The following is a 25,977-nucleotide window of genomic DNA, read 5'->3' as shown; positions in this document are numbered from 1 at the left end:
GTAGAGTCGAGCATGGCTCGACTCTACAGAAGCGATCAGCGCGGCTGCTTCACCGGCAGCACCACGCGGAAGCGCGAGCCCACGCCCGGGGTGCTGTCCAGGTCGATGCGGCCGTGGTGCTTGTTGATGATGCTGTAGGAGATCGACAGGCCCAGGCCGGTGCCGCTGCCCACCGGCTTGGTGGTGAAGAACGGATCGAAGATGCGCTGGCGCAGTTCCGGCGAGATGCCGCCGCCGGTGTCTTCAAACTCGACCCATACATGATCGCCATCGACGCCGGTACGCACCGTGATCGTGCCGCGCTCGGCGATGGCGTGGCCGGCGTTGAGCAGCAGGTTCATGTAGACCTGGTTCAATTCCGACGGCAGGCACTCCACCAACGGCAACTGGCCGAACTCCCGCACCAGGGTGACCTTGTACTTCAGCTCGTTCCAGATGATGTTGATGGTCGATTCCAGGCCCGCGTGCAGGTCGACCAGCTTCCACGACTCGTCGCGGCCGGAATACGAGAAGTCCTTCAGATCACGCACGATGCGCGTCACCCGCTCGATGCCTTCGCGCGACTCGGCCATCAGCTGCGGCAGGTCGCGGCTGATGAAATCGATGTCCAGGCGGTCACGGATATCGTCGATCTCCGGGATCAGCGCCTTCGGGTCCGGCGCCCGCAATGCGCGCTCGTAGGCTTCGATCACGGTGAACAGGCTGCGCAGGTACTCCTGCAGGCTGCCCAGGTTGGAGTGCACGTAGCCGATCGGGTTGTTGATCTCGTGCGCGACGCCTGCGGCGAGCTGGCCGATCGAGGCCATTTTCTCCGACTGCAGCAGTTTTTCCTGGGTACCGTTGAGGCGCAGGTAGGCCTGCCGCAGCTCTGCATGACGCTGCTGCAATTCGCGTTCGTAGTCTTCCTGGCCTTCGATATGGCGGAACAACGCCAGGAAGTGCCCCTGGCCGACCGGGCCGTGGTGATACAGATGGGCGATGACCACGCCCTCGCCCAGCGGCAGGCTGCCGTTCCAGTGACCATGCTGGCGCGCCTGCTCCAATGCATCAGGCGGCAGCAGTTCACGCAGGCGCTGCGGCGGTGGCAGGCCGCCGCCCTCACCGCTGGCCAGCAGGTTCTGCGCGGCCGGGTTGGCCAGCGCCACCTGCCCGTCTTCGGTGAACAGCAGCAGCCCTTCGCGCAGGCGCTCAAGCAGCGCCTGCAGCACCGGCTGCGGCGGAAGGGGGGCGGTAACCAGGGCGTTGGCAGCGGACACGGCGACTCGGGGCATTCGAACAGGCGCCCAATATACGCGGTCGTGCGGCGGGCTTCAGCCCGCGGGGGTGGGATGTGCGACCGCCGTCGCGTCAGGCGATGGCGAGTGGGCGCCGCGCAGTGACCGTATGCGACTGGCCCTTGGCATCATAGGAGGATGAGGCCTCGGTGCGCCCGAGCTGGCGCAGCGCCCAATCGACCTCGCGGCGCCGGCGCGACAGCAGCACGCCATTGGCTCGGTTGCGTTCGGCCAGTTCCTGGAGGTGATTCCCCTCACCAAGCGGCGGCGTGCCTTCCAGTGCACGCAGCGCCTCCAGCTTGGCACCGGTCGCCCGGATCAGCGCGTGTACGTCATGATCGACCAGCGCCTGACGTTCAACGTCAAGCGCCTGGGCCAGCCGCTGCAGTTGTTCGCTCATCGGCGCGGTCATCCGTGCAGCTGCTGATCCAGCTCAAGCATGCGCGATGCGATCGCGTCCGGATTGATCTTGTAGGTGCCGTTCTGCAGCGACTCGCGCACTGCGGCCACACGCTGGGCGTCGATTGCCGGGGCGGTGGTCAGCTCACGCTCGATGGCCTGCAGATTGGTGGCCTCGCCGGTCAGGCGCAGGCTGTCGGCCGCTTCGACCGGGCGCGTCGCCGCATCGGTGCTGACGCCGGGCTTGTTGGCCGGGGTCGTCACGCTGCGCAGTGCCTGGGGGACCTGCAGGTTGCCGTCGATTTTCTGGCTCATGGGGTGTCCTGGAGTTGCCGTTCACAAGGGATAACGGCCGCAGGGCCGTGATCTTTAGGGATATTTTGCGGTAAATCAACGCGCCACGATTACGTCACCGGCGGCATCGACCGTGCCCTGCACGATCCGCCGCGAGGACAGGTTCTCCACCGAGACCCGTTCGTTTTCACCGGCATCGCCCATCGCACGGCCTGCAATACGGACCTCGACCGAGCCGCGACGCGAAACCAGGGCCACATTGTCTCCTCGCTTGATGAGACGCTGCACCACCAGATCGTTGTTCGACAGCAGGGCTCCGGCCTGCAACGGACGGCGGGCGATGCGGCCGATCGCTGCATTCGGATCGGCCAGCACCGCACCGGCAATCCGGGCGGCATCACGCTGGGCAGTGGTGATATCGGCGGCGGTGAGGGTTTCTCCAGTGCCGATTCCGCGGTTGAGCACCAGCACGGTCTGGTTGCGCCGCACCTTTACTGGCACGAACAGGCGCCACCCGCCGGCATCGGGGCAGCTGACTTCAACCGTGGTGTTGGCGGTGGGCTGCACCTGCAGCGCGCCACCACACTTGGGCAAGCGCAGCGCATCGGCCACCTGGGCCTCGCCCTCGCTGCCGGCCGGCAGCGTCGACAACGCGGCGGTGCGGATACTGGCCACCGGCTGCCAGTCGGCGGCAACCGCCCACGGCGAGGCCAGCGCCAGCGCGATGGCGAACAGAGATGTGACCCGGCGCATGGCGCCTCCTGTCGAAGGGATCTGGCCCAGGTGCGTGCAAGGGGTGTGCCAGAGGGGCTTGTGTGGAGTCGAGCTAGCTCGACTGCTTTCATGACCAGTCGAGCAAGCTCGACTCTACAGAGGCAGGGTCGAGCATCGCTCGACTCTACAAAGGCGCTCAAGTTCGGGGCCCACCCCGCCGATACAGCAGCCATGTCCCATGACCTGCTCAACCGGATCGACCAGCGGACCCGACTGGCCGGCCACAATCGCCTGGCGCTGCTGCTGTTCCGCCTCGGCGGACGTCAGCTTTTTGGCGTCAATGTCTTCAAGGTTCAGGAAGTCCTGCGCCGCCCGGAGCTGTTCCAGGTGCCCGGACTGCCCAGCCAGTTCGCCGGCGTGGCCGACGTCCGTGGCCGCTCGGTGCCGGTGCTGGACCTGGGCCTGGCCATCGGCCACCCCGAGCGTGAGCCCGATGCGGACACCTCGCCCGGCTACCTGGTCGTCACCGAATTCAACCGTTCGATCCAGGGTTTCCTGGTCAGCGGCGTGGAGCGCATCGTCAACATCGCGGTGGAAGACATCCACCCGCCACCGGAACTGGGCGCCGAATCGAGCTATCTGACGGCGGTGACCCGCTTCCAGGGCGAGTTGATCCAGGTGATCGACGTTGAAAGCGTGCTGGCCGATATCGCCCAGGTACGCGGTGAAGCAGTACTCGACCCGGCGATGGCAATGCCCGCCGACGGCCCGCAGCTACAGGTGCTGGTGGTGGACGACTCTCGTGTAGCCCGCCAACAGATCCGCAGCGTGCTGGACCAGCTTGGGGTGGGCGCCACCCTGCTTTCCGACGGCAAGCAGGCGCTGGACCACCTGCTGCAGATCCAGGCCTCGGGCGAGAACCCCGCCGAGCGCTACGCCATGGTCATCTCGGACATCGAAATGCCGGCCATGGACGGCTATACGCTGACGACGGAAATCCGGCGCCACCCGGGCCTTGCCGGCCTGTATGTCCTGCTGCATACCTCGCTGTCGGGCGTATTCAACAATGCGATGGTCGAGCGCGTCGGCGCCAACGCCTTCGTCGCCAAGTATTCGCCGCACGAACTGGCCGACTTCGTGCTGGACCGCCTGCGCAAGGTCGCGATGGCGGCCTGAGGCCTCTGATCCGGTAGTGCCGGCCGCTGGCCGGCAACCGCGGACAACCCGGGAAGCCGGCCAGCGGCCGGCACTACCCTCTCGAATCTGGCACACCCCTTGCAGCTTCCCGGGCAACGTTCCTGTGGGAGTGCACCGTGCGCAACCTGATTACCGACTACCTGGGCGTCCACGCCCAGGCCATGCCGTTGCGCGAACAGCGGATGAAGCTGATCGCCAGCAACCTCGGCAATGCCGACACTCCCGGCTACAAGGCCCAGGATCTGGACTTCGATGCCGCCCTGCGCCACGCCCAGGGGCAGGATGCCAATGGCCTGATGGCCACCACCCACGAGCAGCACTACGAGATCAGTAGTGGCCTGAACCCGTTCCAGATCGCGCGCGAAGGCGTGCAACCCAGCCTGGACGGCAACACCGTCGATCCCGATGCCGAGCGTGCCGCCTATGGCCGCGCCGCACTCGAATACCGCGCCTCGCTCAGCTTCGTCGAGAGCAAGGTGCGTTCCATGCTGACCGCGATCACGGGGCAATAAGCCATGAGCAACCTGCCGATCTTCGATATCGCCGGCTCCGCGCTGCAGGCGCAGTCGGTGCGCATGAGCACCATCGCCTCCAACCTCTCCAACGCGGACACCGTCGCCGGTTCCGCCGATGCCGTGTACAAGCCGCTGGAGCCGATCTTCCAGGCCGTGACCAGCAAGAACGATCCGAACATCACGTCGGTGAAGGTCAAGGAGATCACCCAGAGCGAAGCCGCGCCGATCAAGCGCTATGAACCGGGCCACCCGCTGGCCGACGGCGATGGCTACATCTACCAGCCCGATGTCGATCCGGTGGCGCAGATGGTCAACCTGATCTCGACTTCGCGCAATTACCAGGCTGGCGTGGAGATGCTGACCACCGCCAAGGAACTGGCCCTGGCGACCTTGACCATGGGCCGCTGAGGCCCGCAGCACCGGATACCACCATGACCACCGCCGTCAACAACCAGACCAACCAGGACGTCTACGCCGCGCTCGGCCTGAACGCCCCGAACAGCAACGCCACCAAGAAGAAGAACACGCTGGACCAGGCCGATTTCCTGCGCCTGATGACCGAGCAGCTGCAGCATCAGGATCCGCTGAAGCCGATGGACAATACGCAGATGGTTGCGCAGATGGCGCAGATGTCCACCGTGCAGGGCATCACCGATCTGAACAAGACGGTGAAGGGCTTCCAGGAATCGATGGCCAGCGACCAGGTGCTGCGCGGTGCCGCTCTGGTTGGCCACCAGGTACTGGTGCCGTCGGAAAAGCTGGTACTGGAAAAGGAAGGCAGCGTCGAAGGCACGGTGGCTGCGCCCTCGGCCGGCATCGTGACCGTCGACATCACCGATGCCAACGGCACCAAGGTCACCTCGCTGAGCATAGAAGCCAAGGCCGCTGGCGAAACCGCGTTTCAGTGGGACGGCAAGGACGCCAACGGCAAGCGCATGGAACCGGGCAAGTACTCCATCGTCGCCAACCACGTCGACACCGCCGGCAAGAGCACCAAGCTGTCCACCTTCGTGCAGGCCCCGGTGGAGAGCGTGACCGTCGGCTCCGACGGCCTGTACCTGAATCTCAAGGGCCTGGGCACGGCCCCGATCGACTACGTGCTCCGCGTCAGCTGAGCCGCACATTCCGCATCTACCAGGAGCATCCCATGGGCTTCAACGTCTCCCTGTCCGGCATCAATGCCGCCAATACCGACCTGAGCGTCACCGCCAACAACGTCGCCAACGTCAATACCGCCGGCTTCAAGCAATCACGCGCCGAGTTCGCTGACCTGTTCGCCTCCACCAGCTACGGCCTGTCGAAGAACCAGACCGGCTCGGGCGTGCGTGTTTCCAACGTGGCCCAACAGTTCATCCAGGGCCACAACGAGCAGACCGGCCGCAGCCTGGACATGGCGATCTCCGGTGAGGGCTTCTTCACCATGAACATGAACGGCTCGCGCGTGTACTCGCGTGCCGGCAACTTCCAGACCGATTCCGCCGGCTATGTGATCAACCCGCAGGGCGCGCGCCTGCAGGTGTTCGCGCCGAACGCCGATGGCACCAACTTCGATGCAGGCCGCCTGGTGGACCTGCAGCTGCTGACTACCGACAGCGCGCCGAAGCAGACCAGCGAAGTGAAGGTCGGTTTCACCCTGCCCGCCAACGCCAAGCAACCGACGGTCACCAATTTCGACCCAACCGACTCGAACAGCTACAACCACTCCAGCGGCGGCATCACCGTGTACGACTCGCTGGGCGTGAGCCACATCCAGGTTTCGTACTTCGTGAAAGGCGCCAACCCCAACGAGTGGACCGTGCGCAACTACGTGGATGGCCAGCCGGCCGGCGCCCCGACCCCGGTGACGTTCGACAACAGCGGCAAGCTGACCAATCCTGCCAACGGCAAGGTCAGCCTCGGCACCTTCACCCCGACCACCGGCGCGGGCCAGCTGAACATGACGCTGGATATCAGCGGCTCGACCCAGTACGGCGAGAAGTTCGCGCTGCGCAACACCCAGCAGGACGGCTACGCCGCCGGCAAGCTCAACGAGATCACCGTGTCGGAAACCGGCGTGGTCTATGCCCGCTACTCCAACGGCGACGACAAGCCCCTCGGCCAGGTCGCACTGACCACGTTCAACAACACGCAGGGTCTGGAGCAGAAGGGCAACAACCTGTGGGTGGAGACGTTCGAGTCGGGCACCCCGCGCACCGGCATGCCGGACACCTCCAACCTCGGCAAGATCCAGGCCGGCTCGCTGGAAGCGTCCACCGTCGACCTCACCGAGCAGCTGGTCAACATGATCACCGCGCAGCGCAACTTCCAGGCCAACGCGCAGATGATCACCACGCAGGACCAGATCACCCAGACCGTCATCAACATCCGTTGATGACCTGCTGACCCCGTCACGGAACTCCCCGCATGGATAAAGCCCTTTACGTGGCGATGACCGGTGCCCGCGCCTCCCTGCAGGCGCAGGGTACGCTCAGCCACAACCTCGCCAACTCCGACACCCCCGGCTTCAAGGAAGCGCTGGCCAACACCGAAGCCTTCCCGATCCGTGGCCCGGGCTTTGCCTCGCGGGTGGATGCGCTGCATGTAGACGCCGGGTTCAACCGCACGCCCGGCTCGCAGCACATCACCGGCAAGCCTCTGGATCTGTCCCTGCAGACCGGCACCTGGCTGGCCGTGCAGTCCAGTGACGGTAGCGAGGCGTACACGCGCGGCGCGGCGTTGTCGGTGACGCCGAACGGCCAGCTGGTGACCTCCAGCGGCCGCCCGGTACTGGATGACAACAACAACCCGATCGCCATTCCGCCCTACCAGGCGATGGAGATCGGTGCCGACGGCACGCTCTCGATCATCCCGCAGGGCGAAGGTCCGCAGACCATGGCGCAGATCGGTCGCATCAAAGTGGTACAGGCACCGGATGAACGTCTGGAGCGTGGCCTGGATGGCCTGTTCCGCAACACCGACCCGCTACAGCCGTTCGCACCGGCACAGGGCACGGCCGTGCACAGCGGCCAGCTGGAAGGCAGCAACGTGGATGCCGCTGGCGCGCTGGTGCAGATGATCCAGCTGCAGCGCCAGTACGAAATGCAGGTGCAGGTGATCAAGCACGGCGACGAAAACGCGCGCAGCGCCAACAGCATGCTGCGCCTGGGCAGCTGACGGAATTCCGGCGCCGGTTGATGCCGGCGCTGGCACACCGCTTGCACACCCGCATACAAGGGCCGCACCACGCGGCCGGCTTCAGCAGACAGGACATCGAAGATGAACCAGGCATTGTGGATCGCGAAAACCGGACTGGATGCGCAGCAGATGCGCATGTCGGTGGTTTCCAACAACCTCGCCAACACCAACACCACCGGCTTCAAGCAGGACCGTGCCAGTTTTGAAGACCTGCTGTACCAGCAGGTGCGCCAGCCCGGCGGCTCATCGTCGGCGCAGACGCAGCTGCCCACCGGCCTGCAGCTGGGTACCGGCGTGCGCGTGGTCGCCACCGCCAAGAACTTTGAACAGGGTGGCCAGCAGCAGACCGGCCGCGCCCTGGACGTGATGGTCAATGGCCGCGGCTTCTTCGAAGTTCAGATGCCTGATGGCAGCTCGGCCTACACCCGTGATGGCTCGTTCAAGATCAACCAGGACAGCGAGCTGGTCACCAACAGCGGTTACCCGGTGCAGCCGGGTATCCAGATTCCCGAAGGCGCGCAGTCGGTGACCATCGGCACCGATGGCACCATCAGCGTGAAGATGGCCGACGGCGCCGCCTCGGTGGAAGTCGGCGCACTGACCCTGACCGACTTCGTCAATCCCGCAGGCCTGCAGGCACGTGGCGAGAACCTGTTCCTGGAGACCACTGCGTCCGGCCCGGCACAGAACGGCAACCCCGGCCTCAACGGCCTCGGCACTGTGGTGCAGGGCGCGCTGGAAGGCAGCAACGTCAACGTGGTGGAAGAGCTGGTGTCGATGATCGAAACCCAGCGCGCCTACGAGATGAACGCCAAGGCGATCTCCACCACCGACTCGATGCTCGGTTATCTCAACAACAAGCTCTGACCGGCCAAACCGGGAAACCGCCATGTCGCCCATTTCCAACTTCGCCCGCACTGCTCTCGCCTGCGCCGTGGCCGCCCTGCTCGGTGGTTGCGTGATCGCGGGCGACGTGCGCCCCTACCCGACGATGGCACCGATCCAGCCGATCATGCCGCCGCAGGCACAGCCGACCGCCGGTGCGATCTACGCTGCCGGCCCGACCCTGCAGCTGTATTCGGACCGACGCGCGCGCGATGTTGGCGACCTGTTGACCATCACCCTGCTGGAAAACACCACCGCGCAGACCAGCGCCAACACGGCCACCAACAAGGAATCGAACCTGAGCCTGGGTACGCCGTCCATTCTCGGCGCTCCGGTCACCCTCGGCGGCAAGGACATCCTGAGTGCCACAGCCAAGGGCGCGCGTGACTTCACCGGCAAGGGCAACAGCGCGCAGAGCAACCGCCTGCAGGGCAGCGTCACCGTCACCGTGGTGCAGCGCCTGCCCAACGGCAACCTGGTGGTGCAGGGGCAGAAGAACCTGCGGCTCAACCAGGGCGATGAACTGGTGCAGGTGCAGGGCATCGTGCGCCCGGGCGACATCAGCCAGGACAACACCATTCCGTCCAGCCGCGTGGCCGAGGCCCGCATCGTCTACGGCGGCCGCGGTCCCGTCGCGCAGTCCAACGCGATGGGCTGGCTGAGCCGCTTCTTCAACTCCGGCCTGACGCCGTTCTGAGTATGGCCATGAAACTCTTCTCCTCTTCTTCCTGGCAGCGACGCATGGCGTCGTTCGTCGCGCTGATGCTGCTGGTCGTGGCTGCCCCGGCCAGCGCCGAGCGCATCAAGGACCTGGCCCAGGTCGGCGGCGTGCGCGGCAATGCGCTGGTGGGTTATGGCCTGGTGGTCGGCCTGGATGGCAGCGGCGACCGCACCAGCCAGGCACCCTTCACCGTGCAGAGCCTGAAGAACCTGCTCGGCGAACTGGGCGTCAACGTGCCGCCGAACGTCAACCCGCAGCTGAAGAACGTGGCCGCCGTGGCGATCCACGCCGAACTGCCGCCGTTCGCCAAGCCGGGCCAGCCGATCGACATCACCGTGTCCTCGATCGGCAACGCGGTCTCGCTGCGCGGCGGTTCGCTGCTGATGGCGCCGCTGCGCGGTGCTGACGGCCAGATCTATGCCATCGCACAGGGCAACCTGATCGTCGGCGGCTTTGGTGCGCAGGGCAAAGACGGTTCCCGTGTCTCGGTGAACGTGCCCAGCGTCGGCCGCATTCCCAACGGTGCCACCGTTGAACGCGCCCTGCCCGACCCGCTGGCCAACGGCGGCGACATCACCCTGAACCTGCACAACAACGACTTCACCACGGTCTCGCGCATGGTTGCCGCGCTCAACAACGCCTTCGGCGAAGGCGCCGCGCGTGCGGTCGACGGCGTGACCGTAGCGGTTACCGCGCCGACCGATCCAGGCGCACGCATCGGCCTGTTGGCACGCATCGAGAACCTGGAACTTACCCCCGGCAGCGCCCCGGCCAAGGTGGTGGTCAATTCGCGTACCGGCACCGTGGTCATCGGCCAGCAGGTGCGCGTGGGACCGGCTGCGATCTCGCATGGTTCGCTGACCGTGACCATCCAGGAAAACACCAACGTCAGCCAGCCCAATGCGCTGTCCGGCGGCCGCACCGTGGCCAGCCCGCAGTCGACCATCACCGCCACCAACGACGGCAGCCGCATGTTCAAGTTCAGCGGCGGCACCACCCTGGACGAGATCGTGCACGCGGTGAACGCCGTGGGCGCGGCACCGGGCGATCTCATCGCGATCCTGGAAGCCCTGAAGCAGGCCGGCGCGCTGAGTGCCGAGCTCGAGGTGATCTGATATGCGTATCACTCCCGCATTCGATCTGCACCCGGCGCAACAGAACGATCCGGCCAAGATCGACAAGGTCGCGCGCCAGCTGGAAGGCCAGTTCGCGCAGATGCTGGTCAAGAGCATGCGTGACGCCAGCTTCGGCGACTCGCTGTTCCCCGGCGAAAACAAGATGTTCCGCGAGATGTACGACCAGAAGATTGCCGAGGCCATGACCCGCGGCAAGGGCCTGGGACTGTCGGGCATGATCAGCCGGCAGCTGTCCGGCCAGGCCGCGGACGGCCCCGCGCTGGATACCCGCGTGGACCCGGCCAAGGCCAGTCGTGCCTACCAGCTCAATGCACCGGCCAAGCCGGCACCGTCGCTGCCGCTGGAAGACGGCAGCCAGGCCGTGCGCCTGCTGCAGCAGATGGCCGCCGGTGCACAGCACGGTGCGCAGGCGGCGGTCGCACCGATGGAACAGGCCCTGGACCTGATCGCCGGCCGCGAGAGCAGCAGCATGCACCGCTCGTTGGGCACCGACGATCCGTACATCGGCAGCCTGCAGGGCGAGGACTGGGCCGCCAACAGCGACCAGTGGTCGGCCACCGCCAGCAATCGCGGCACCGCGATCAGCCCGGCCGATGCGATGGCCACCCGTACCGCCGTCGCCCAGCTGGGCGAACACACCCCGGAAGGCTTCGTCGCCAGCATCTGGCAGCACGCGCAGAGTGCAGCCAAGGAACTGGGCGTGGATGCCCGCGCCCTGGTCGCCCAGGCGGCGCTGGAAACCGGCTGGGGCAAGCGCCACATCAAGCATGCCGACGGTAGCACTTCGCACAACCTGTTCGGCATCAAGGCCAATGGCTGGAACGGCCAGCGCGCCGTGGCCGGCACCCACGAATATGTCGATGGCGTGCGCCGCAACGAGACCGCCAGCTTCCGCGCCTACAGTTCGCCGGCCGAGAGCTTCGCCGACTATGTGCGCCTGCTGAAGACCAGCCCGCGTTACCAGCAGGCACTGCAGGCCGGCACCGACGTGCAGGGCTTCGCCCGCGGCCTGCAGCGCGCCGGCTATGCCACCGATCCGCGTTACGCGGCCAAGATCGCCGCGATCGCCGGCGGCCCGACCATCGAGCGCGCCGTCAGCGCCGTCGCCGATGCCGGCTCGCGCCTTGGCCAGACCTTCGCCAGCACCGCAACCGCGGCGCTGGGTATCACTCGTCGTTGAGGAACCCCATGTCCAGCGTACTTTCCACCGGTACTGGTGCCCTGCTCGCCTTCCAGCGTGCGTTGGCGACCACCAGCCACAACGTCGCCAACATCAACACCCCTGGCTACAGCCGGCAGAAGGTCGACTTCGCCACGTCTGATCCGCAGAACTACGGCTTTGGGGACGTTGGCAGCGGCACCCGCATCACCGATATCCGCCGTGCTGCCGACCAGCTGGCCATCTCGCGCCTGCTCGACAGCAGCGGCGAGCTGGCACGCCTGAAGCAGCTTTCGGGCATGGCCGACCGGGTGAATGCCCTGTTCTCGGACCCGGCCACGAATGTCGCCGGCTCCTGGTCCAACTTCTTCGACGCCGTCAGTGGCCTTTCGTCCAACGCGGCCGGCACGGCCGACCGGCAGAGCCTGCTCGATGGCGGCAAGGCCCTGGCGAGCCGCTTCGTGCAGCTCAACACGCAGATGAACAACCTGAGCAGCGAGGTCAACAACGGGCTCATTGCCGGCGCCACGGAAGTCAATCGCCTGGCGCAGGAGATTGCGCAGATCAACGGTGCCATTGGCAGCAACGTGGCCAATGCGGCGCCGGACCTGCTCGATCGTCGCGACCAGCTGATCTCGCAGCTGATCGGTTACACCGGTGGCACTGCCGTCGTCCAGGATGGCGGCGTGATGAACGTCTATACCGCAGGCGGCAATGCGCTGGTGGTGGGCACGACCGCGTCCAAGGTCACTACGGTGACCGATCCATACCAGCCCGAACGCCTGCAACTGGCGCTGGAAACCCAGGGCAACACGATCACGCTCGATCCCAAGGCAGTGGGCGGAAAGATCGGCGGCATGCTCGAGTTCCGCGATACCGTGCTGACACCGGCCCAGGCCGAACTGGGCAAGCTCGCCGTCGGCCTGGCCGAGAGCTTCAACCAGGCGCACCACCAAGGCGTGGACCTGTACGGCAAGATGGGCGGCGACTTCTTCACCATCGGCAACCCGCGCGTCACGCCCAACGCGAGCAATACCGGTACCGGCAGCCTCACTGCGACCTATGGTGACCTGTCCAAGCTGGAGGCACAGAACATCGTCCTCAAGTTCGACGGCACCCAGTGGCAGGCCACCCGCGCCGACACCGGCGCCACCGTTGCGTTGACCGGTACCGGCACGACCGCCGATCCGCTGGTGATCAATGGCGTCAAGCTGGTGGTCGGCGGCACCCCGGCCACCAACGACCGTTTCCTCCTGCAGCCGACCGCGGGCGTCGCCGGAAGCCTGGAAACCGCCATCACCGATCCCTCCCGCATCGCCGCAGCGGCAGCAGTCAAGGGTACGGCTGCACTGGCCAACACCGGCACCGGGAAGCTGACCGGCGTCACCGTCAACGACGTATCCAATCCGAACCTGCGCGATCCTGCCGCAATCGTGTTCACGTCGGCGACCACCTACACCATCAACGGTGGGCCGCCACAGACCTACACACCGGGCCAGACCATCAGCGCCAATGGCTGGAGCTTCGTGCTGGACGGTGCACCGAAGGTCGGCGACACCTTCAATATCAGCCCTACTCCGGCAGGCTCGTCGGACAACAGCAACGCGGCAAAGCTGGCCAAGGTCGAGGACGCCAAGGCGTTCAACGGCGGCACCGTCACCCTCAACGGTGCGTTGGGGGGGTTGACCACGCAGGTCGGCGCGGCAGCACGTTCGGCCGAGTACTCGCTGGACGCGCAGCAGGTCATCACAGACAAGGCGCAGGCAGCCCGCGACGAGATCTCCGGCGTCAACCTGGATGAGGAAGCAGCCGACATGCTGCGGTTGCAGCAGGCCTATCAGGCCGCCTCACAGCTGATCTCCACCGCCGACAACATGTTCCAGACCATCCTGGGAGCCGTCCGTCGATGAGCAGCCGAATTTCCACCGGGATGATGTTCAACCAGTCCGTGTCGCTGATGCTCGCCAAGCAGTCGAAAATCAGCCACCTCGAGCAGCAGATCGCGACTGGCAGCAAGATCACCTCCGCCAAGGACGACCCGGTCGCTGCAGGTACGGCCGTTGGCCTGGACCGTGTCGTGGCCGGGCTCGAGCAGCTCGGCAAGAACGCCAACAGCGTGCAGAACCGCCTGGGCCTGCAGGAAAACGCCTTGGCTCAGGTCAATGAGCTCATGTCGCGCGCCGTGGAGTTGAGTATCCAGGCCAACAGTCCGGTGCCCAAGGCCAGTGACCTCAAGGCCATCGTCAGCGAGCTGAAGACCATCCAGGAAAGCCTGCTGTCGCTGGCCAATTCCAGGGATGGCAGCGGACGCTACCTGTTCGGTGGCAGCAACGACGCTGACGCCCCGTTCCAGCGAAGCGGCGGCACCGTGACCTACAGCGGTGACCAGAACCAGCGGCAGGTGGAGGTGGCACCGGGCCAACTGGTCTCCGACGCCCTGCCCGGCAGCGAGATCTTCATGCGCATCCCCACCGGCGATGGCCGTGTGGATGCCAGCGCGGCCGCCGGCAACACCGGCAGTGGCCTGTTGACCTCGGTCAGCCGTGACGGCAGCGGCAGCTGGGCCGGCGGCACGCTCAATGTCCGCTTCACCGGCACTGCCGAAGGTGCCTATGAGGTGGTTGATGGCACCGGCACGGTGGTCGGCAGCGGAACCCACAAACCCGGCGAGGACATTGTCGTTGGCGGTGTGCGCATGCGCATCGAGGGCAAGCCAGCCGCCGGTGATCAGTTCAACGTCAGCGACGCGGGTAGCCGCGACATCTTCTCCACCCTGGACAAACTGGTCGCCGCACTGGAAACCGACCCGTCCACCGAAAGCCAGCGCACGGCGCTGCAGAACACGCTGCAGTCCAGCATCCGCGACCTCAACAGGGCCTCGGAAACGATGATCGACGCCCGCGCCAAGGGCGGCGCCCAGCTGGCCGCCATCGATACCGCGGCCAGCGCCCGCGAAGCCACTGCCGTCACCGTCAAGAGCACGCTCTCGACGATGCGCGACCTCGATTACGCCGATGCCATCGGCCAATACAAGCTGGAGACCGCCGCCCTTCAAGCCGCCCAGACGATCTTCAGCCAGATGCAGGCGATGTCCCTGTTCAACAAGATCCGCTAGTCCCTTTCCCCGTTCCATCCGTCTTCCAGCACGGCGCGTCCCGCGCCTTCCACACCGAAACAACCGAGCAACCACGGAGAAGCACCATGGCACAGATCATCAACACCAACACCATGTCGCTGAACGCTCAGCGCAACCTGTCCACCAGCAGCAGCTCGCTGGCCACCTCGATCCAGCGCCTGTCCTCGGGCATGCGCATCAACAGTGCCAAGGACGACGCCGCCGGTCTGGCGATCTCCGAGCGTTTCACCACCCAGATCCGTGGCATCAACCAGGCCGCACGCAACGCCAACGACGGCATCTCGCTGGCGCAGACCGCTGAAGGCGCACTGGGCGAAGTCGGCAACAATCTGCAGCGCATCCGCGAACTGGCCGTTCAGGCCCGCAGTGCAACCAACTCGGCCTCGGACCGCCAGGCGCTGAACGCCGAAGTGCAGCTGCTGAAGCAGGAAATCCAGCGCGTTGCGGAGCAGACCAACTTCAACGGCACCAGCCTGCTGGACGGCAGCTTCACCAACCAGGCCTTCCAGATCGGCGCCGACCAGGGCCAGACCATCAACATCTCGCAGATCACCAATGCGAATGTGCACAAGCTCGGCGACTGGACCAGTGCCTCGACCCCGGCAAGCGTGGCCGGCAAGACTGCGACCGGTGGCGCCGAGGCTGCGATTCCGACCACCTCGGGTCCGTCCGGCAACTTCAATGCCATTGCGACGGTTCCTGCTGGTGGCTTTGCCTTCTCTGTCGGCGGTATTTCGATCCACACCGCCGCTGCTGGCGGGGCGGTCAATGCCGCTGACATCACCGCGGCACTGGCAAGCAAGTCCGATGCGCTGGTCGCCGCCGGCATCACCATGAGTGGCAGCGTGGCTGCCGGCACCTTGGCATTCTCGCGCGCCGACGGCAATGACCTGCCGATCACCGTCACCGGCGCCGGTGCCGGTGAGGGCTTCGCCACTGGCGCCTTTGTCGCCAACCATCAGAACGGCACGCCGGCAATTGCAGCTGATTTCCCCGCCATCACTGCCGGTCAGCTGACGCTGACCAAGGCCGATGGCAGTGGCGTGGTCGACATCAACGTGGGTGCCGCAAAGAACGCCTCGGAACGCAATACGTTGCTGGTGAACGCAATCAACGCCAAGACCCACGAAACCGGCGTCACCGCATCGCTGATCGACGGGAAGGTGCAGCTGGAAAACAAGGAAGGCAACTTCACCATTGGTGGCTCGCTGAGCGCCACCGCACTGGCCAATGCCACCGGCCTGACCGCAGGCAGCAGTGCCACCAATGGCACGGCGTTCACCGCAGGTACGGCCCAGACAGGCTTTGCAGAACTGGATATCTCCAACCAGGCCAACGCCGACAACGCCATCCTCGCCATGGATGCGGCGCTGCAGTCCGTCAATTCGGCCCGCGCCGACCTCGGCGCGATCCAGAACCGCTTCACCTCGACCATCGCCAACCTGAACACCAATTCGGAGAACCTGTCCGCCGCACGCAGCCGCATCCGCGACGTTGACTACGCACAGGAAACCGCCGAACTGACCCGCGGGCAGATCCTGCAGCAGGCCGGCACGGCCATGCTGGCCCAGGCCAACCAGGTGCCGCAGAACGTACTGCGCCTGCTGCAGTCGTAATTCCTGCACCACTCGAGCTGGAGCCGGGGCCCGCCATGCAGATGGCGGGGCCTTTTCGTTTGACCAGAGAAAAAAGGATCGAAACTCCGCTAAAGGCCGGAGGGGTAGTGCCGTTATTGATTTCAGCAGCGGTAGCACACCCCTTGGGGGGAAGCCAGCCACTGCCCCCCGAAACCGGTCAGGCTGCTCTGCCGGACACACTGCCTACAAGGAAACCGCACCATGGCACAAGTCATCAACACCAACACCATGTCGCTGAACGCCCAGCGCAACCTGGGCACCAGCGGCGCCAACCTGGCCACCACCATTCAGCGCCTGTCCTCGGGCATGCGCATCAACAGCGCCAAGGACGATGCGGCCGGCCTGGCGATCTCCGAGCGTTTCACCACCCAGATCCGCGGCGTCAACCAGGCCGCCCGCAACGCCAACGACGGCATCTCGCTGGCCCAGACCGCCGAAGGCGCACTGGGTGAGATCGGCAACAACCTGCAGCGCGTCCGCGAGCTGGCTGTGCAGTCGCGCAGCGCCACCAACTCGGCTTCGGACCGTCAGGCCCTGAACGCCGAAGTGCAGCTGCTGAAGCAGGAAATCCAGCGCGTCGCCGAACAGACCAACTTCAACGGCACCAACCTGCTGGATGGCACCTTCACCAACCAGGCGTTCCAGATCGGCGCCAACCAGGGTCAGACGATCAACATCTCCCAGGTTACCAACGCCAACATCAGCAAGCTCGGAAGCTGGACCAGCGCTTCGACCGATGGCTCGGTGACCGGCGCCGTTCCGAACGGTGGTGCTGCAAAGGCCATCAAGACTGACACTGCGGTTTCGGGTGCCTTTGGTGCTGTCACCGTCGGTGGCACGGCCTACAGCTTGAGCGTCAATGGCATTTCGATCTATGAAAATTCCACTGCCGCTGCAACGGTTGCAGGCGCCGATATCGACACTGCACTGAACAGCGCCGATGTCAGCAAGAAGCTGGCCGACGCAGGCATCACCCGCACCGGTACGGCCGCTGCCGGCACTCTGGCGTTCAGCAAAGCCGACGGCACTGACATCACTGTGGCTCAGGCCGGTGCCGCCACCAATGGTTTCGGCGCTACGTTCGTGACCACTCACAGCGGTGGCACTCCTGCAGTAGCCGCTTCCTACGGCTCGGCCAGCTTCAGCCTGGCCGGTAGCAAGGGCACGGCGCAGATCGATCTGACTGCTGTCGGCAACGCCGGCGACCGCGCCACCCAGATGGTCAATGCCGTCAACGCCAAGACCCACGAAACCGGCGTCAGCGCCGCACTGGTTGAAGGCAAGCTGCAGCTGACTGACAAGGAAGGCAACTTCACTGTCGCCGTCGCAGGCACCACCACTACTGCTTCGCTGACCCAGGAAACTGGCCTCACCGCAGGTGCGTCGACCAGCTATGCCGCAGGTGGCGCCAAGACCGGCTTTGCCGATCTGGACATCTCGTCGAAGGGCGGTGCCGACAACGCCATCCTGGCGATGGACGCAGCCCTGAACTCGATCAACTCCGCCCGCGCCGACCTGGGTGCGATCCAGAACCGCTTCACCTCGGTGGTTGCGAACCTGAACACCTCGTCGGAAAACATGTCGGCTGCCCGCAGCCGCATCCGCGACGTGGACTACGCTTCGGAAACCGCCGAGCTGACCCGCAACCAGATCCTGCAGCAGGCCGGTACCGCCATGCTGGCCCAGGCCAACCAGTCCAGCCAGAACGTGCTGAGCCTGCTGCGCTGATCCAGCGGTAGTACAAGGCAACAACGGGAAGGGGGCGCAAGCCCCCTTCTTCGTGCCCGGTGGCGGATTGGCATGGGCCTTGCAGAAGGCTGGAGAGCGTTTCCACGCTCAAGCTCGCCCCTCCCAGGCCGATAGCAGGTGCAGGACACCCGCCCGGCCCGTCCAAGATAAAGGATTCCCCTCATGGCCATCGGCACGATTGGTTCCGGCCTCGACATTCCCAGCCTGGTTGCACAGCTGACCGCCAAGGAACGCGAGCCCCGGGAAAAGCAGATCAACTCGGCGGGTGTTGCCGCCAGCGCCAAGCTTTCGGCGCTTGGCACCATCAAAAGCGGAATGACAGGTCTGCAGAGCGCGCTGAAGACCCTGGTCAAGGGCGTGGCCACCCCCGGCCTGAAAGTCAGCACGCCGACCGAGTCGAACTTCACTGCAACCCTGGACACCAGCACGACCGCCGGCAAGGCCGCTGCGGGCAGCCACCAGGTGGAAGTCAAATCCCTGGCACAGAACCAGAAGCTCAGCTCCAAGGCGTATACAAAGGACGCCGTGGTTGGCGACGGAACGCTGACGATCGCATACGGCGACAAGTCCGTCAGCGTGAACATCGAACCCGGCGCGACGATGGAGAAGATCGCAGCCGAGATCAATTCCGCCGCCGAGAGCAAGGGCGTCACCGCGGCCGTGGTGACGGCCGACGATGGCATGCACCTGGTATTGACCGCCGTTGATTCCGGCAGCAAGGGCGCGTTGAAAGTCAGCGCCAGTGGCGGCAATGGCGGACTCTCCGAGCTGGCCTATGACGGCACATCCGCATCGAAGATGACCGAGATGGTGCCCGCCAAGGATGCAGTGGTGGTGGTGGATGGTTTCACCCGCACCAGCAGCTCCAACACGATCACCGACCTGGTACCTGGCATCAGCCTCACCCTGACCAAGGCGAAGGAAGGCGAGACGCAGACGCTGACCGTCACTCCGGACAACAGCACGCTGAAGACCAATCTCACGGCCTTCATCACCGCCTACAACGGCATCCAGACCACGTTGAAGAATTCCAGCGCTTACAACGCTGAGACGCGCACGGCCTCGACCATGACCGGCGACGCCATGGTCCGTGGCCTGCAGCAGCAGCTGCGCGCCCAGCTGAGTGCCAACGTCAACGACCTCAAGGATCTGGGCATCACCATTGCCGCCGACGGCAGCATGAGCCTTGATGGCGCCAAGCTCGACACCGCGCTGGCGAAGAACCCGGAGGCGGCCACCAAGCTGTTCGGTGCAGAGGGCGCGCTGGGCAAGCCGATGACCGAACTGCTCAAGAGCAGCCTGGACGCGACCACCGGCACGATCACCCAGCGTACGGCGACCTTGAACAAGCAGATCAAGGCACTGGAAAAGCAGCTGGACGAGCTGGACAAGAACATGGAAAAGGTGGCCGACCGCTACACCAAGCAGTTCACCGCGATGGAAAAGATGGTCACGCAGATGCAATCGGCCGGCGGCTCGCTCATCCAGCAGCTCGGCAACTGATTTCCAGGCATTTTTCCGGCGCAGTCGGTACTCAAGTAGAGCCCCGGCTGCGCCGATAACCCGTTAGACCCGTGCCGAACCCCTCAACCCACGCGGATGGGCAGGCATTCCAGGAGACTTCCCCTATGTACGGTTCCAATCGGCAGTTCGCCGAGCAGTACCGAAAAGTCGGCGTGACCACCTCGGTCGTCGATGCCGATCCACACAAGTTGGTAGCGCTGCTGCTGGCCGGTGCCTGCGAGCGCATCCGCACCGCTGAAGCCTCTTTGCAGCAGAATGACCAGGCGCGCAAGGGCAAGGCCATCGGCGAAGCCTGCGCCATCGTCGGCCACCTCAACGGCTCGCTCGATCACGAAGCCGGCGGCGAGATTGCCGGCAATCTGTCGGCACTGTACGACTTCGTCATCATGCGCCTGACCGAGGGCAACCTGCACAACGATCCGACCGCACTGAAGGAAGCCCTGGGCTTGATGGTGGAGATCGACTCGGCCTGGAACGCGATTCCGGCAGACCAGCGCCAGGTCACCAAAGCGGTGGCGCCATGAACCTTCAAACTATGCACGATGCCCTTGATACGCTGGAAACCAGCCTCCAGGGCGAGGACCACGACACCAGCGAACGGCTGATGGCCGAACACCTGGAAGCCGTGGCTGCCCTGTCGTTGATTGTCGAGCGCCCCAGTGATGCCGCCATCCTCGCGTTGCGCGACCACCAGCAACGCGTACTGGCGCGCATGATCTCCCTCCGCGATGAAGCCGCAGCTCATCTGAAGCACACCGGCCGCTCCCTTCGCGCGGCGCATGCCTATCTACAGGCAGAATCACTCGCATGACCCAACTGCCGACCACGTCGCTGCACCACCCCGCCGAAAGCGAGCTGTTCGACGAAACGCTCAGCTGCGAGCTGGCCTTGCCGGCCGAGTTCCAGGCAGGCAGCGCCGCCGGTCGCACCAGCAGTGCCGAAGGTCTGCTGCGCAGCCTGGCCCTGGTCGAGGACAGCCGCGTTGACGAGCACGACGACCGCAATGAGTCCAGCCTGCAACTGCAGCGGCTGGAAGCCAAGCTGGATCTGGCGATGGTGCTGCTCGGCCGTCTGGTACGCCAGCAGGGCCAGGAACTGACGCTGCGCCCGGTGCGCTGGTCGCGCCGTGGCATCCGCCTGCAACTGGGGCCGCGCAGCGGCGCCAGCCCCGGCCAGGCCGGCCTGGTGCGCCTGCAGCCCAGCGACTGGCTGCCTGACCATATCGACCTGCCCGTGGAAGTGGTCGCCGAAGCGGCGGACGGTGGCGGTGGTCACTATCTGTGGCTGCGTTTCCAGCGTCTTGGCGATGGCCTGGAGATGGCAATGGAGCGGCATCTGTTCCGCCTGCATCGCCGCCAGGTGGCCGAAGCACGCCGCGCCCGCTGAAACCTGCCACCATGACGCCGGATGGGCAACCCTTGGCGCGCCCGTTCAGCTAAGTTAAGGTGGACTCCCCTCACGGACCTCCAACGTGCCTGTGCGAGTTCTCATCGTCGACGATCACACCCTGGTCCGCGCCGGCCTGGCGCGGCTGCTGCAGGGGTTTGCCGACGTGCAGCTCGTCGCCGAGGCCAGCAATGCCGAGCAGGCACTGCAGCTGGCCCTGCAGCACGCCCCGGACGTGATCCTGATGGACCTGTCACTGCCCGGCCGCACCGGCCTGGAAGCCCTCAGCGACATCCGCCTGCGCGCCCCCGGCACGCGGGTGGTGATGATGACCATGCACGACGACGCCGCCCACGTGCGCGATGCACTCGATCGCGGTGCGGTCGGGTTCCTGGTCAAGGATGCCGCACCGCAGGAGCTTGAACTGGCGCTGCGTGCCGCGCACGCCGGCCAGGTGTTCCTGAGCCCGCAGATCTCCGCCAAGATGCTGGCACCGATGCTCGGTCGCGAGAAACCCACCGGCATCGCCGCACTGTCGCCGCGCCAGCGCGAGATCCTGCGCCGCATCGGCAAGGGTGAGAGCAACAAGGAAATCGCCGCCGACCTCGGCATCAGCGTCAAGACGGTGGAAACCCACCGCGCACGCATGATGGAGTCGCTGGGCTGTCGCCGCGCCAACGATCTGCTGCTGCTGGCCGCGCGCCACCAGCACGAGCTGGAGTGATCCTCTGCGAAGGAGGCCAGATCCGCACTGACGACGAATTCCCGTCACCCCGACACGCCCTGACAGGAATCCGTACACGGCGCAGCCCGATCAATCCGGGACCCACACCGGAAATCAGCAACTTAGCGGCGATCATCGTCAACATTCCGCGACAATGTAGGGAATACCCCTACACCCTGTCAGGACATTCACGAAGCCCCTCAGGAACCCCCTGATTCCGCCCCCGCCGGATCAAAAGCAAGATGCGTTCCACAAGGCGCCGGGGAGCGGTGCCGGGGAACCACGATGAAGGCTGCACTCTCGGCCCAGCTGGGCCAACAACTTCACCTCACCCCGCAGTTGCTGCAGTCGATCCGGCTGCTGCAGCTCGATGGCCTGCACCTGGAACAGGAAATCCAGCGCCTGCTGGACTCCAACCCGCTGCTGGAGATCGAAGAGGCTGAAGCACCCACCGCCGAAGCCACCGAGGCCGGCGCCACCACGCTGGAAACCGCTGCGTTCGACGAGCTGCCCGAGTCGTCGATGTGGGACGTGGCCGGCGCCAGCTGGCAGGACGGCGACGACGACCGCATGGCGCGCATCGCCGCCGGCGAATCGAGCGACCCGCAGCTGCGCGTGCTGCAGCGCCTGTCGCTGGACATGGATGACCGCGAGCTGGCCGTGGCCGCCTTCTGGCTGGACCATTGCGATGAGGCAGGCTACCTGCAGGCACCGCTGGACCAGCTGCAGCTGCTGGCCAGCGCCCAGTTCGACATCGCCGCCGACGGCGTGGAAGCCATCCGTCAGCAGCTGCTGCATGGCGAGCCGGCCGGCATGGCCGCTCAGGACCTGCGCGAAGGCCTGCAGGCACAGCTGCGCAGCCTGCACGGCGTAGTCCCCGCCCGCCACCTGGCGGCACGCATTCTTGATGGCGCGCTCGACGCGCTGGCCGCGCACGACTACCCCGCCCTCGCCCGCCTGCACGACGCCGAGATCGACGACGTGCGCGAAGCCGTGCGCCTGATCCTCTCGCTGCAGCCGCGCCCGGGTGACAGCCTGCTGCCCGAACGCAATGCCGTGGTGGTGCCGGACGTGGTCGCCTGGCACGCCGACGACCAGTGGAAGGTGGCGCTGAATCCGGCGACCAGCCGCCGCGTCTCGATCAACAGCCAGTACGAACAGGCCCTGGCCGAGACCAGCGAGGCCGCACCGGCACTGCGCGAAATGCTGCAGGAAGCGCGCTGGTTCAGCCGCGGCCTGTCGATGCGCTACGACACCCTGCTGCGCACCGCGCGGGTGATCGTCGAGCGCCAGGCCGCGTTCCTGGTGCGTGGCGAGGAGGCCATGGCGCCGCTGACGTTGAAGGAAGTGGCCGAGGAAATCGGCATGCACGAGTCCACCGTCTCGCGCATCACCACCGGCAAGTTCCTGCAGACCCCGCGCGGCACCTTCGAACTGAAGCACTTCTTCGCCGTGCGCCTGGAAGGCGCCAGCGTCTCCGGGCAGGCCGTGAAGGCCATGGTCCGCCGCCTGATCGACGCCGAACCGGCCGGCCGCCCGCTGGCCGACGAGGCCATCGCCGGCCTGCTGTCGCGCCAGGGGGTGAACATTGCCCGCCGAACCGTCGCAAAATACCGAGAACAACTGGACATCGCCCCGGCCCGTGAACGGCGCCGGCTTGGCGCCAGGCAACCGCAGCTGGCCCGGGTGGGCTGAAAAGGATGTTGGACATGAACAAGCTCACGGTCCTGCTGGTCGATGACCACGAGGGCTTCATCAACGCGGCGATGCGCCATTTCCGCAAGATCGACTGGCTGCAGATCGTCGGCAGCGCCGGCAACGGCCTGGAAGCGATCGAGCGCTCGGAAACGCTGCGCCCGCAGGTGGTGCTGATGGACCTGGCGATGCCGGAAATGGGCGGCCTGCAGGCCACCCGCCTGATCAAGTCGCAGGACGATGCACCGTACATCGTGATCGCCAGCCACTTCGACGACGCCGAGCACCGCGAACACGCGCTGCGCGCTGGCGCCGACAATTTTGTCAGCAAGCTGTCCTACATCCAGGAAGTCATGCCGATCCTGGAAGGGCTCAGGGAGGATCGATCGTGAGCGAATCGCGCATCCTGGTGCTGGACAACGACGCCGTGCGCGCAGAGCGCACCGTTGCCCTGCTGGAATTCATGGATTTCAACCCGCGCTGGGTTTCCGACGCGGCCGACTTCGACCTGGGCCGTCAGCGCCAGAACGACTGGATGGCCGTGATCGTCGGCAGCCTGGACGACACCGCTGCCAGCACCGCGCTGTACAACTGGCTGGGCGGCAGCAGCCTGCCGCCGCCGGTACTGCTGGCCGACGGTGATGCCGCAGCCTTTGCCCACCAGCACGGCCTGCACGAAGCCAACATCTGGCCGCTGGAAACGCCGCTGCGCCATGCGCAGATGGAAGCCCTGCTGCGCCGCGCCAGCCTCAAGCGCCTGGACGCCGAGCACCAGGCCGGCGCCGCGCAGGACCAAGGCCCGACCGGCAACGGTCCGGCGGTGACTGCGTTGCGCACGATGATCGAACAGGTGGCCGCATTCGACACCACCGTGCTCGTGCTGGGCGAATCCGGTACCGGCAAGGAAGTGGTGTCGCGCGCCATCCATCAGCGCTCGCCGCGCCGCGACGGCCCGTTCGTGGCGATCAACTGCGGCGCCATTCCGGCAGACCTGCTGGAAAGCGAACTGTTCGGCCACGAAAAGGGTGCCTTCACCGGCGCACTGACCGCGCGCAAGGGCCGTTTCGAAATGGCCGAAGGCGGTACCCTGCTGCTCGACGAAATCGGCGACATGAGCCTGCCGATGCAGGTGAAGCTGCTGCGCGTGCTGCAGGAACGCAGCTTCGAGCGCGTCGGTGGCAACCAGACCATCCGCTGCAACGTACGCGTTGTGGCCGCGACCCACCGCGACCTGGAAACCCGTATTGCCGAAGGCAAGTTCCGCGAGGATCTGTTCTATCGCCTCAACGTGTTCCCGATCGACGTGCCCGCCCTGCGCGAGCGTCGCGAAGACCTGCCGGCGCTGGTGGAAACCATCGCCGCGCAACTGGCGCGCACCGGCCGTGGCGAAGTGCGCTTCACCCCGGAAGCCCTGCAGGCCCTGGCTGGCTACGAGTGGCCGGGCAACGTGCGTGAGCTGACCAACCTGGTCGAGCGCCTGGCGGTGCTGCATCCGGGCGGTTCGGTGCGCGTGCAGGACCTGCCGGCCCGCTACCGTGGCGACGCTGCACTGGCAGCGGTGGCCGCACCGGCACCGGTACAGCCGACGGCCAGCGAAGAACGCCTGGACCTGCGCAGCTTCTCGTTCCACACCCCGGGCGGCGGCAACCAACCGGCGCTGGAGCACGGCATTGCCGTCAATCGCGCCGCAGCATCGGCGGCGCTGCCCGATGAAGGCATGGACCTGCGCAACCACATGGCCAACATCGAACTGGGCCTGATCAACGAAGCACTGGAACGCACCCAGGGCGTCGTCGCCCACGCCGCCCAGCTGCTCGGCCTGCGCCGCACCACCCTGGTGGAAAAGCTGCGCAAGTACGGCATCGAACGTGAGCAGGCTGAACTGGCCGGCTGAAGCTCGCAACCAGCATGAAGGGGGCACGAACGCCTGGGTTAGCCCAGGCGTTGGTGTTTCCAGTACCTGGGGTCAGATCCCTTTCCTTCGGAAAGAGATCTGACCCCATTGCATTTGCACGTTTTCCTAAAGACATCACCGCCGCAGTGCGGAGCATGGCAAGGACATCCCAACGAGGTCCCACCATGCATCGCCTCACCCTGCTCGCCACCCTGCTCTGCCCGCCCCTGGCCAGCGCCGCCGACTGCACCCTGCCCACCACGCTGGACCAGCGCCAGTTCACCAACCTCAGCGACCCGCTGTACGCACCGGACAACCCCAATGCCGGACGCATGGTGCAGGTCAGCTTTGCCGGCAGCCAGTACGTGCTGGACATCCTCGGCACCGACCTACGCATCGGCGGCAGCTACCGCTACCAACGCCTGGCCCCACACATCGCGGAAATCCAGATGACCGAAGCCCACCCGGCCGGCCCTACCCACTACGCCCTGCTGCTGACCTGCCAGACCGATCACCAGGGCCGTTTCATCTACACCCAGCACGACGGCCCCATCGCACCCCGCCAGCGCCAGAATTCCGGCCGCTGGACCCTGCAGCCATAGGCCAGAAAACCGACGCCGGTTAAATGGCGCCTCCAATGGGGTAAGAGCCCGTGCCGACCAACGGTCGGCACCCACCATCAGCAGCAGGTTCCAACAGATCGCGGAATTCTGTCGAAGGCGGGGTGGGTCCGGTTGCGGGGGCGTGAGCGCCATGGATGGCGC

General features: G+C 65.8%; 27 protein-coding genes and 1 pseudogene. 24 read left to right on the top strand and 4 right to left on the bottom strand.

Annotated elements, in window-relative coordinates:
• Positions 1-35 precede the first annotated feature (35 nt).
• The 4 genes from R1L06_RS00140 to flgA form a co-directional block, all read right to left on the bottom strand.
• Positions 36-1,256, bottom strand: coding sequence for an ATP-binding protein (locus tag R1L06_RS00140; RefSeq protein WP_019337422.1), 1,221 nt, complete (start codon positions 1,254-1,256; stop codon positions 36-38).
• 91 nt (positions 1,257-1,347) lie between these two features.
• On the bottom strand, positions 1,348-1,686 hold the full coding sequence (locus tag R1L06_RS00135) for a flagellar protein FlgN (RefSeq protein WP_317216540.1): 339 nt from the start codon (positions 1,684-1,686) through the stop codon (positions 1,348-1,350).
• Positions 1,683-1,988 (bottom strand): flagellar biosynthesis anti-sigma factor FlgM, encoded by a 306-nt coding sequence (gene flgM, locus R1L06_RS00130; protein WP_049421929.1) that lies wholly within the window; start codon positions 1,986-1,988, stop codon positions 1,683-1,685. The genes R1L06_RS00135 and flgM overlap by 4 nt, the downstream gene beginning before the upstream one ends.
• Positions 1,989-2,063: 75 nt before the next feature.
• Positions 2,064-2,720: a flagellar basal body P-ring formation chaperone FlgA gene (gene flgA / locus R1L06_RS00125; RefSeq protein WP_126928703.1), complete on the bottom strand. Its 657-nt coding sequence runs from the start codon at positions 2,718-2,720 to the stop codon at positions 2,064-2,066.
• 192 nt (positions 2,721-2,912) lie between these two features.
• On the opposite strand from flgA, the gene R1L06_RS00120 reads away from it, so the two are divergent.
• The 24 genes and pseudogenes from R1L06_RS00120 (at position 2,913) to R1L06_RS00005 (ending at position 25,815) form a co-directional block, all read left to right on the top strand.
• Positions 2,913-3,857 carry a chemotaxis protein gene (locus R1L06_RS00120; RefSeq protein ID WP_032127374.1) on the top strand — a complete coding sequence of 315 codons (945 nt, stop codon included), beginning with the start codon at positions 2,913-2,915 and terminating at the stop codon, positions 3,855-3,857.
• A 137-nt stretch (positions 3,858-3,994) separates the two neighbouring features.
• A complete protein-coding gene (gene flgB, locus R1L06_RS00115) occupies positions 3,995-4,390 on the top strand; it encodes a flagellar basal body rod protein FlgB (RefSeq protein WP_005409576.1) in 396 nt (131 codons plus the stop codon).
• A 3-nt stretch (positions 4,391-4,393) separates the two neighbouring features.
• Positions 4,394-4,801: a flagellar basal body rod protein FlgC gene (flgC, locus tag R1L06_RS00110; RefSeq protein ID WP_010485892.1), complete on the top strand. Its 408-nt coding sequence runs from the start codon at positions 4,394-4,396 to the stop codon at positions 4,799-4,801.
• 23 nt (positions 4,802-4,824) lie between these two features.
• On the top strand, positions 4,825-5,508 hold the full coding sequence (locus tag R1L06_RS00105) for a flagellar hook assembly protein FlgD (protein WP_317216539.1): 684 nt from the start codon (positions 4,825-4,827) through the stop codon (positions 5,506-5,508).
• Positions 5,509-5,540: 32 nt separating this feature from the next.
• Positions 5,541-6,764, top strand: coding sequence for a flagellar hook protein FlgE (flgE, locus tag R1L06_RS00100; RefSeq protein ID WP_107431886.1), 1,224 nt, complete (start codon positions 5,541-5,543; stop codon positions 6,762-6,764).
• A gap of 32 nt (positions 6,765-6,796) precedes the next feature.
• Positions 6,797-7,546, top strand: a complete 750-nt coding sequence (locus tag R1L06_RS00095) for a flagellar basal body rod protein FlgF (protein ID WP_032127377.1) — start codon at positions 6,797-6,799, stop codon at positions 7,544-7,546.
• A gap of 102 nt (positions 7,547-7,648) precedes the next feature.
• Positions 7,649-8,434, top strand: coding sequence for a flagellar basal-body rod protein FlgG (gene flgG / locus R1L06_RS00090; protein ID WP_005409571.1), 786 nt, complete (start codon positions 7,649-7,651; stop codon positions 8,432-8,434).
• A gap of 22 nt (positions 8,435-8,456) precedes the next feature.
• Positions 8,457-9,149, top strand: a complete 693-nt coding sequence (gene flgH, locus R1L06_RS00085) for a flagellar basal body L-ring protein FlgH (RefSeq protein ID WP_010485899.1) — start codon at positions 8,457-8,459, stop codon at positions 9,147-9,149.
• Positions 9,150-9,151: 2 nt separating this feature from the next.
• Positions 9,152-10,288: a flagellar basal body P-ring protein FlgI gene (locus tag R1L06_RS00080; protein WP_049421917.1), complete on the top strand. Its 1,137-nt coding sequence runs from the start codon at positions 9,152-9,154 to the stop codon at positions 10,286-10,288.
• Between the two features lies 1 nt (position 10,289).
• On the top strand, positions 10,290-11,489 hold the full coding sequence (gene flgJ / locus R1L06_RS00075) for a flagellar assembly peptidoglycan hydrolase FlgJ (RefSeq protein ID WP_317216538.1): 1,200 nt from the start codon (positions 10,290-10,292) through the stop codon (positions 11,487-11,489).
• 8 nt (positions 11,490-11,497) lie between these two features.
• Positions 11,498-13,378 (top strand): flagellar hook-associated protein FlgK, encoded by a 1,881-nt coding sequence (gene flgK / locus R1L06_RS00070; RefSeq protein ID WP_049398113.1) that lies wholly within the window; start codon positions 11,498-11,500, stop codon positions 13,376-13,378.
• Entirely contained in the window at positions 13,375-14,583 is a 1,209-nt protein-coding gene (gene flgL, locus R1L06_RS00065; RefSeq protein ID WP_049398114.1) for a flagellar hook-associated protein FlgL, read from the top strand. The genes flgK and flgL overlap by 4 nt, the downstream gene beginning before the upstream one ends.
• A gap of 86 nt (positions 14,584-14,669) precedes the next feature.
• A pseudogene (locus tag R1L06_RS20535) lies at positions 14,670-15,404 on the top strand (flagellin N-terminal helical domain-containing protein); the annotation flags it as partial.
• Positions 15,405-15,437: 33 nt separating this feature from the next.
• Positions 15,438-16,220 carry a flagellin gene (locus R1L06_RS20530; RefSeq protein WP_317216751.1) on the top strand — a complete coding sequence of 261 codons (783 nt, stop codon included), beginning with the start codon at positions 15,438-15,440 and terminating at the stop codon, positions 16,218-16,220.
• 222 nt (positions 16,221-16,442) lie between these two features.
• A complete protein-coding gene (locus R1L06_RS00050; RefSeq protein WP_317216537.1) occupies positions 16,443-17,969 on the top strand; it encodes a flagellin N-terminal helical domain-containing protein in 1,527 nt (508 codons plus the stop codon).
• A gap of 183 nt (positions 17,970-18,152) precedes the next feature.
• Positions 18,153-19,493, top strand: a complete 1,341-nt coding sequence (gene fliD / locus R1L06_RS00045) for a flagellar filament capping protein FliD (RefSeq protein ID WP_317216536.1) — start codon at positions 18,153-18,155, stop codon at positions 19,491-19,493.
• 125 nt (positions 19,494-19,618) lie between these two features.
• Positions 19,619-20,038 carry a flagellar export chaperone FliS gene (gene fliS / locus R1L06_RS00040; protein ID WP_049398118.1) on the top strand — a complete coding sequence of 140 codons (420 nt, stop codon included), beginning with the start codon at positions 19,619-19,621 and terminating at the stop codon, positions 20,036-20,038.
• Positions 20,035-20,325 carry a hypothetical protein gene (locus R1L06_RS00035; protein WP_317216535.1) on the top strand — a complete coding sequence of 97 codons (291 nt, stop codon included), beginning with the start codon at positions 20,035-20,037 and terminating at the stop codon, positions 20,323-20,325. Before fliS ends, R1L06_RS00035 begins: the two co-directional genes overlap by 4 nt.
• The gene (locus tag R1L06_RS00030; protein WP_317216534.1) at positions 20,322-20,900 is read left to right on the top strand and encodes a PilZ domain-containing protein; all 579 of its coding nucleotides are present in this window, start codon (positions 20,322-20,324) and stop codon (positions 20,898-20,900) included. Before R1L06_RS00035 ends, R1L06_RS00030 begins: the two co-directional genes overlap by 4 nt.
• A gap of 91 nt (positions 20,901-20,991) precedes the next feature.
• Positions 20,992-21,624, top strand: a complete 633-nt coding sequence (locus tag R1L06_RS00025) for a response regulator (RefSeq protein ID WP_032970105.1) — start codon at positions 20,992-20,994, stop codon at positions 21,622-21,624.
• Between the two features lie 285 nt (positions 21,625-21,909).
• Positions 21,910-23,319: an RNA polymerase factor sigma-54 gene (gene rpoN / locus R1L06_RS00020; protein ID WP_049398121.1), complete on the top strand. Its 1,410-nt coding sequence runs from the start codon at positions 21,910-21,912 to the stop codon at positions 23,317-23,319.
• Between the two features lie 14 nt (positions 23,320-23,333).
• Positions 23,334-23,711, top strand: a complete 378-nt coding sequence (locus R1L06_RS00015) for a response regulator (RefSeq protein WP_010485922.1) — start codon at positions 23,334-23,336, stop codon at positions 23,709-23,711.
• Entirely contained in the window at positions 23,708-25,213 is a 1,506-nt protein-coding gene (locus tag R1L06_RS00010; protein WP_317216533.1) for a sigma-54 dependent transcriptional regulator, read from the top strand. Before R1L06_RS00015 ends, R1L06_RS00010 begins: the two co-directional genes overlap by 4 nt.
• A gap of 185 nt (positions 25,214-25,398) precedes the next feature.
• On the top strand, positions 25,399-25,815 hold the full coding sequence (locus R1L06_RS00005) for a hypothetical protein (protein WP_317216532.1): 417 nt from the start codon (positions 25,399-25,401) through the stop codon (positions 25,813-25,815).
• Positions 25,816-25,977 lie beyond the last annotated feature (162 nt).

The organism is Stenotrophomonas mexicanensis (genome assembly GCF_032911605.1).
GTDB lineage: Bacteria > Pseudomonadota > Gammaproteobacteria > Xanthomonadales > Xanthomonadaceae > Stenotrophomonas > Stenotrophomonas maltophilia_A.
The sequence above is the reverse complement of the archived record's forward strand: the minus strand, read 5'-3'. Positions and strand labels throughout refer to the sequence as shown.

Coding starts and splice junctions, on each gene's coding strand:
- flgL (WP_049398114.1), top strand. CDS start 13,375: ATGAGCAGCCGAATTTCCACCGGGATGATGTTCAACCAGTCCGTGTCG.
- flgM (WP_049421929.1), bottom strand. CDS start 1,988: ATGAGCCAGAAAATCGACGGCAACCTGCAGGTCCCCCAGGCACTGCGC.
- R1L06_RS20530 (WP_317216751.1), top strand. CDS start 15,438: ATGAGTGGCAGCGTGGCTGCCGGCACCTTGGCATTCTCGCGCGCCGAC.
- flgG (WP_005409571.1), top strand. CDS start 7,649: ATGAACCAGGCATTGTGGATCGCGAAAACCGGACTGGATGCGCAGCAG.
- fliD (WP_317216536.1), top strand. CDS start 18,153: ATGGCCATCGGCACGATTGGTTCCGGCCTCGACATTCCCAGCCTGGTT.
- flgK (WP_049398113.1), top strand. CDS start 11,498: ATGTCCAGCGTACTTTCCACCGGTACTGGTGCCCTGCTCGCCTTCCAG.
- R1L06_RS00095 (WP_032127377.1), top strand. CDS start 6,797: ATGGATAAAGCCCTTTACGTGGCGATGACCGGTGCCCGCGCCTCCCTG.
- R1L06_RS00050 (WP_317216537.1), top strand. CDS start 16,443: ATGGCACAAGTCATCAACACCAACACCATGTCGCTGAACGCCCAGCGC.
- fliS (WP_049398118.1), top strand. CDS start 19,619: ATGTACGGTTCCAATCGGCAGTTCGCCGAGCAGTACCGAAAAGTCGGC.
- flgA (WP_126928703.1), bottom strand. CDS start 2,720: ATGCGCCGGGTCACATCTCTGTTCGCCATCGCGCTGGCGCTGGCCTCG.
- flgC (WP_010485892.1), top strand. CDS start 4,394: ATGAGCAACCTGCCGATCTTCGATATCGCCGGCTCCGCGCTGCAGGCG.
- R1L06_RS00030 (WP_317216534.1), top strand. CDS start 20,322: ATGACCCAACTGCCGACCACGTCGCTGCACCACCCCGCCGAAAGCGAG.
- flgH (WP_010485899.1), top strand. CDS start 8,457: ATGTCGCCCATTTCCAACTTCGCCCGCACTGCTCTCGCCTGCGCCGTG.
- flgE (WP_107431886.1), top strand. CDS start 5,541: ATGGGCTTCAACGTCTCCCTGTCCGGCATCAATGCCGCCAATACCGAC.
- R1L06_RS00035 (WP_317216535.1), top strand. CDS start 20,035: ATGAACCTTCAAACTATGCACGATGCCCTTGATACGCTGGAAACCAGC.
- R1L06_RS00105 (WP_317216539.1), top strand. CDS start 4,825: ATGACCACCGCCGTCAACAACCAGACCAACCAGGACGTCTACGCCGCG.
- R1L06_RS00135 (WP_317216540.1), bottom strand. CDS start 1,686: ATGACCGCGCCGATGAGCGAACAACTGCAGCGGCTGGCCCAGGCGCTT.
- R1L06_RS00005 (WP_317216532.1), top strand. CDS start 25,399: ATGCATCGCCTCACCCTGCTCGCCACCCTGCTCTGCCCGCCCCTGGCC.
- R1L06_RS00080 (WP_049421917.1), top strand. CDS start 9,152: ATGGCCATGAAACTCTTCTCCTCTTCTTCCTGGCAGCGACGCATGGCG.
- flgJ (WP_317216538.1), top strand. CDS start 10,290: ATGCGTATCACTCCCGCATTCGATCTGCACCCGGCGCAACAGAACGAT.
- R1L06_RS00120 (WP_032127374.1), top strand. CDS start 2,913: ATGTCCCATGACCTGCTCAACCGGATCGACCAGCGGACCCGACTGGCC.
- rpoN (WP_049398121.1), top strand. CDS start 21,910: ATGAAGGCTGCACTCTCGGCCCAGCTGGGCCAACAACTTCACCTCACC.
- R1L06_RS00015 (WP_010485922.1), top strand. CDS start 23,334: ATGAACAAGCTCACGGTCCTGCTGGTCGATGACCACGAGGGCTTCATC.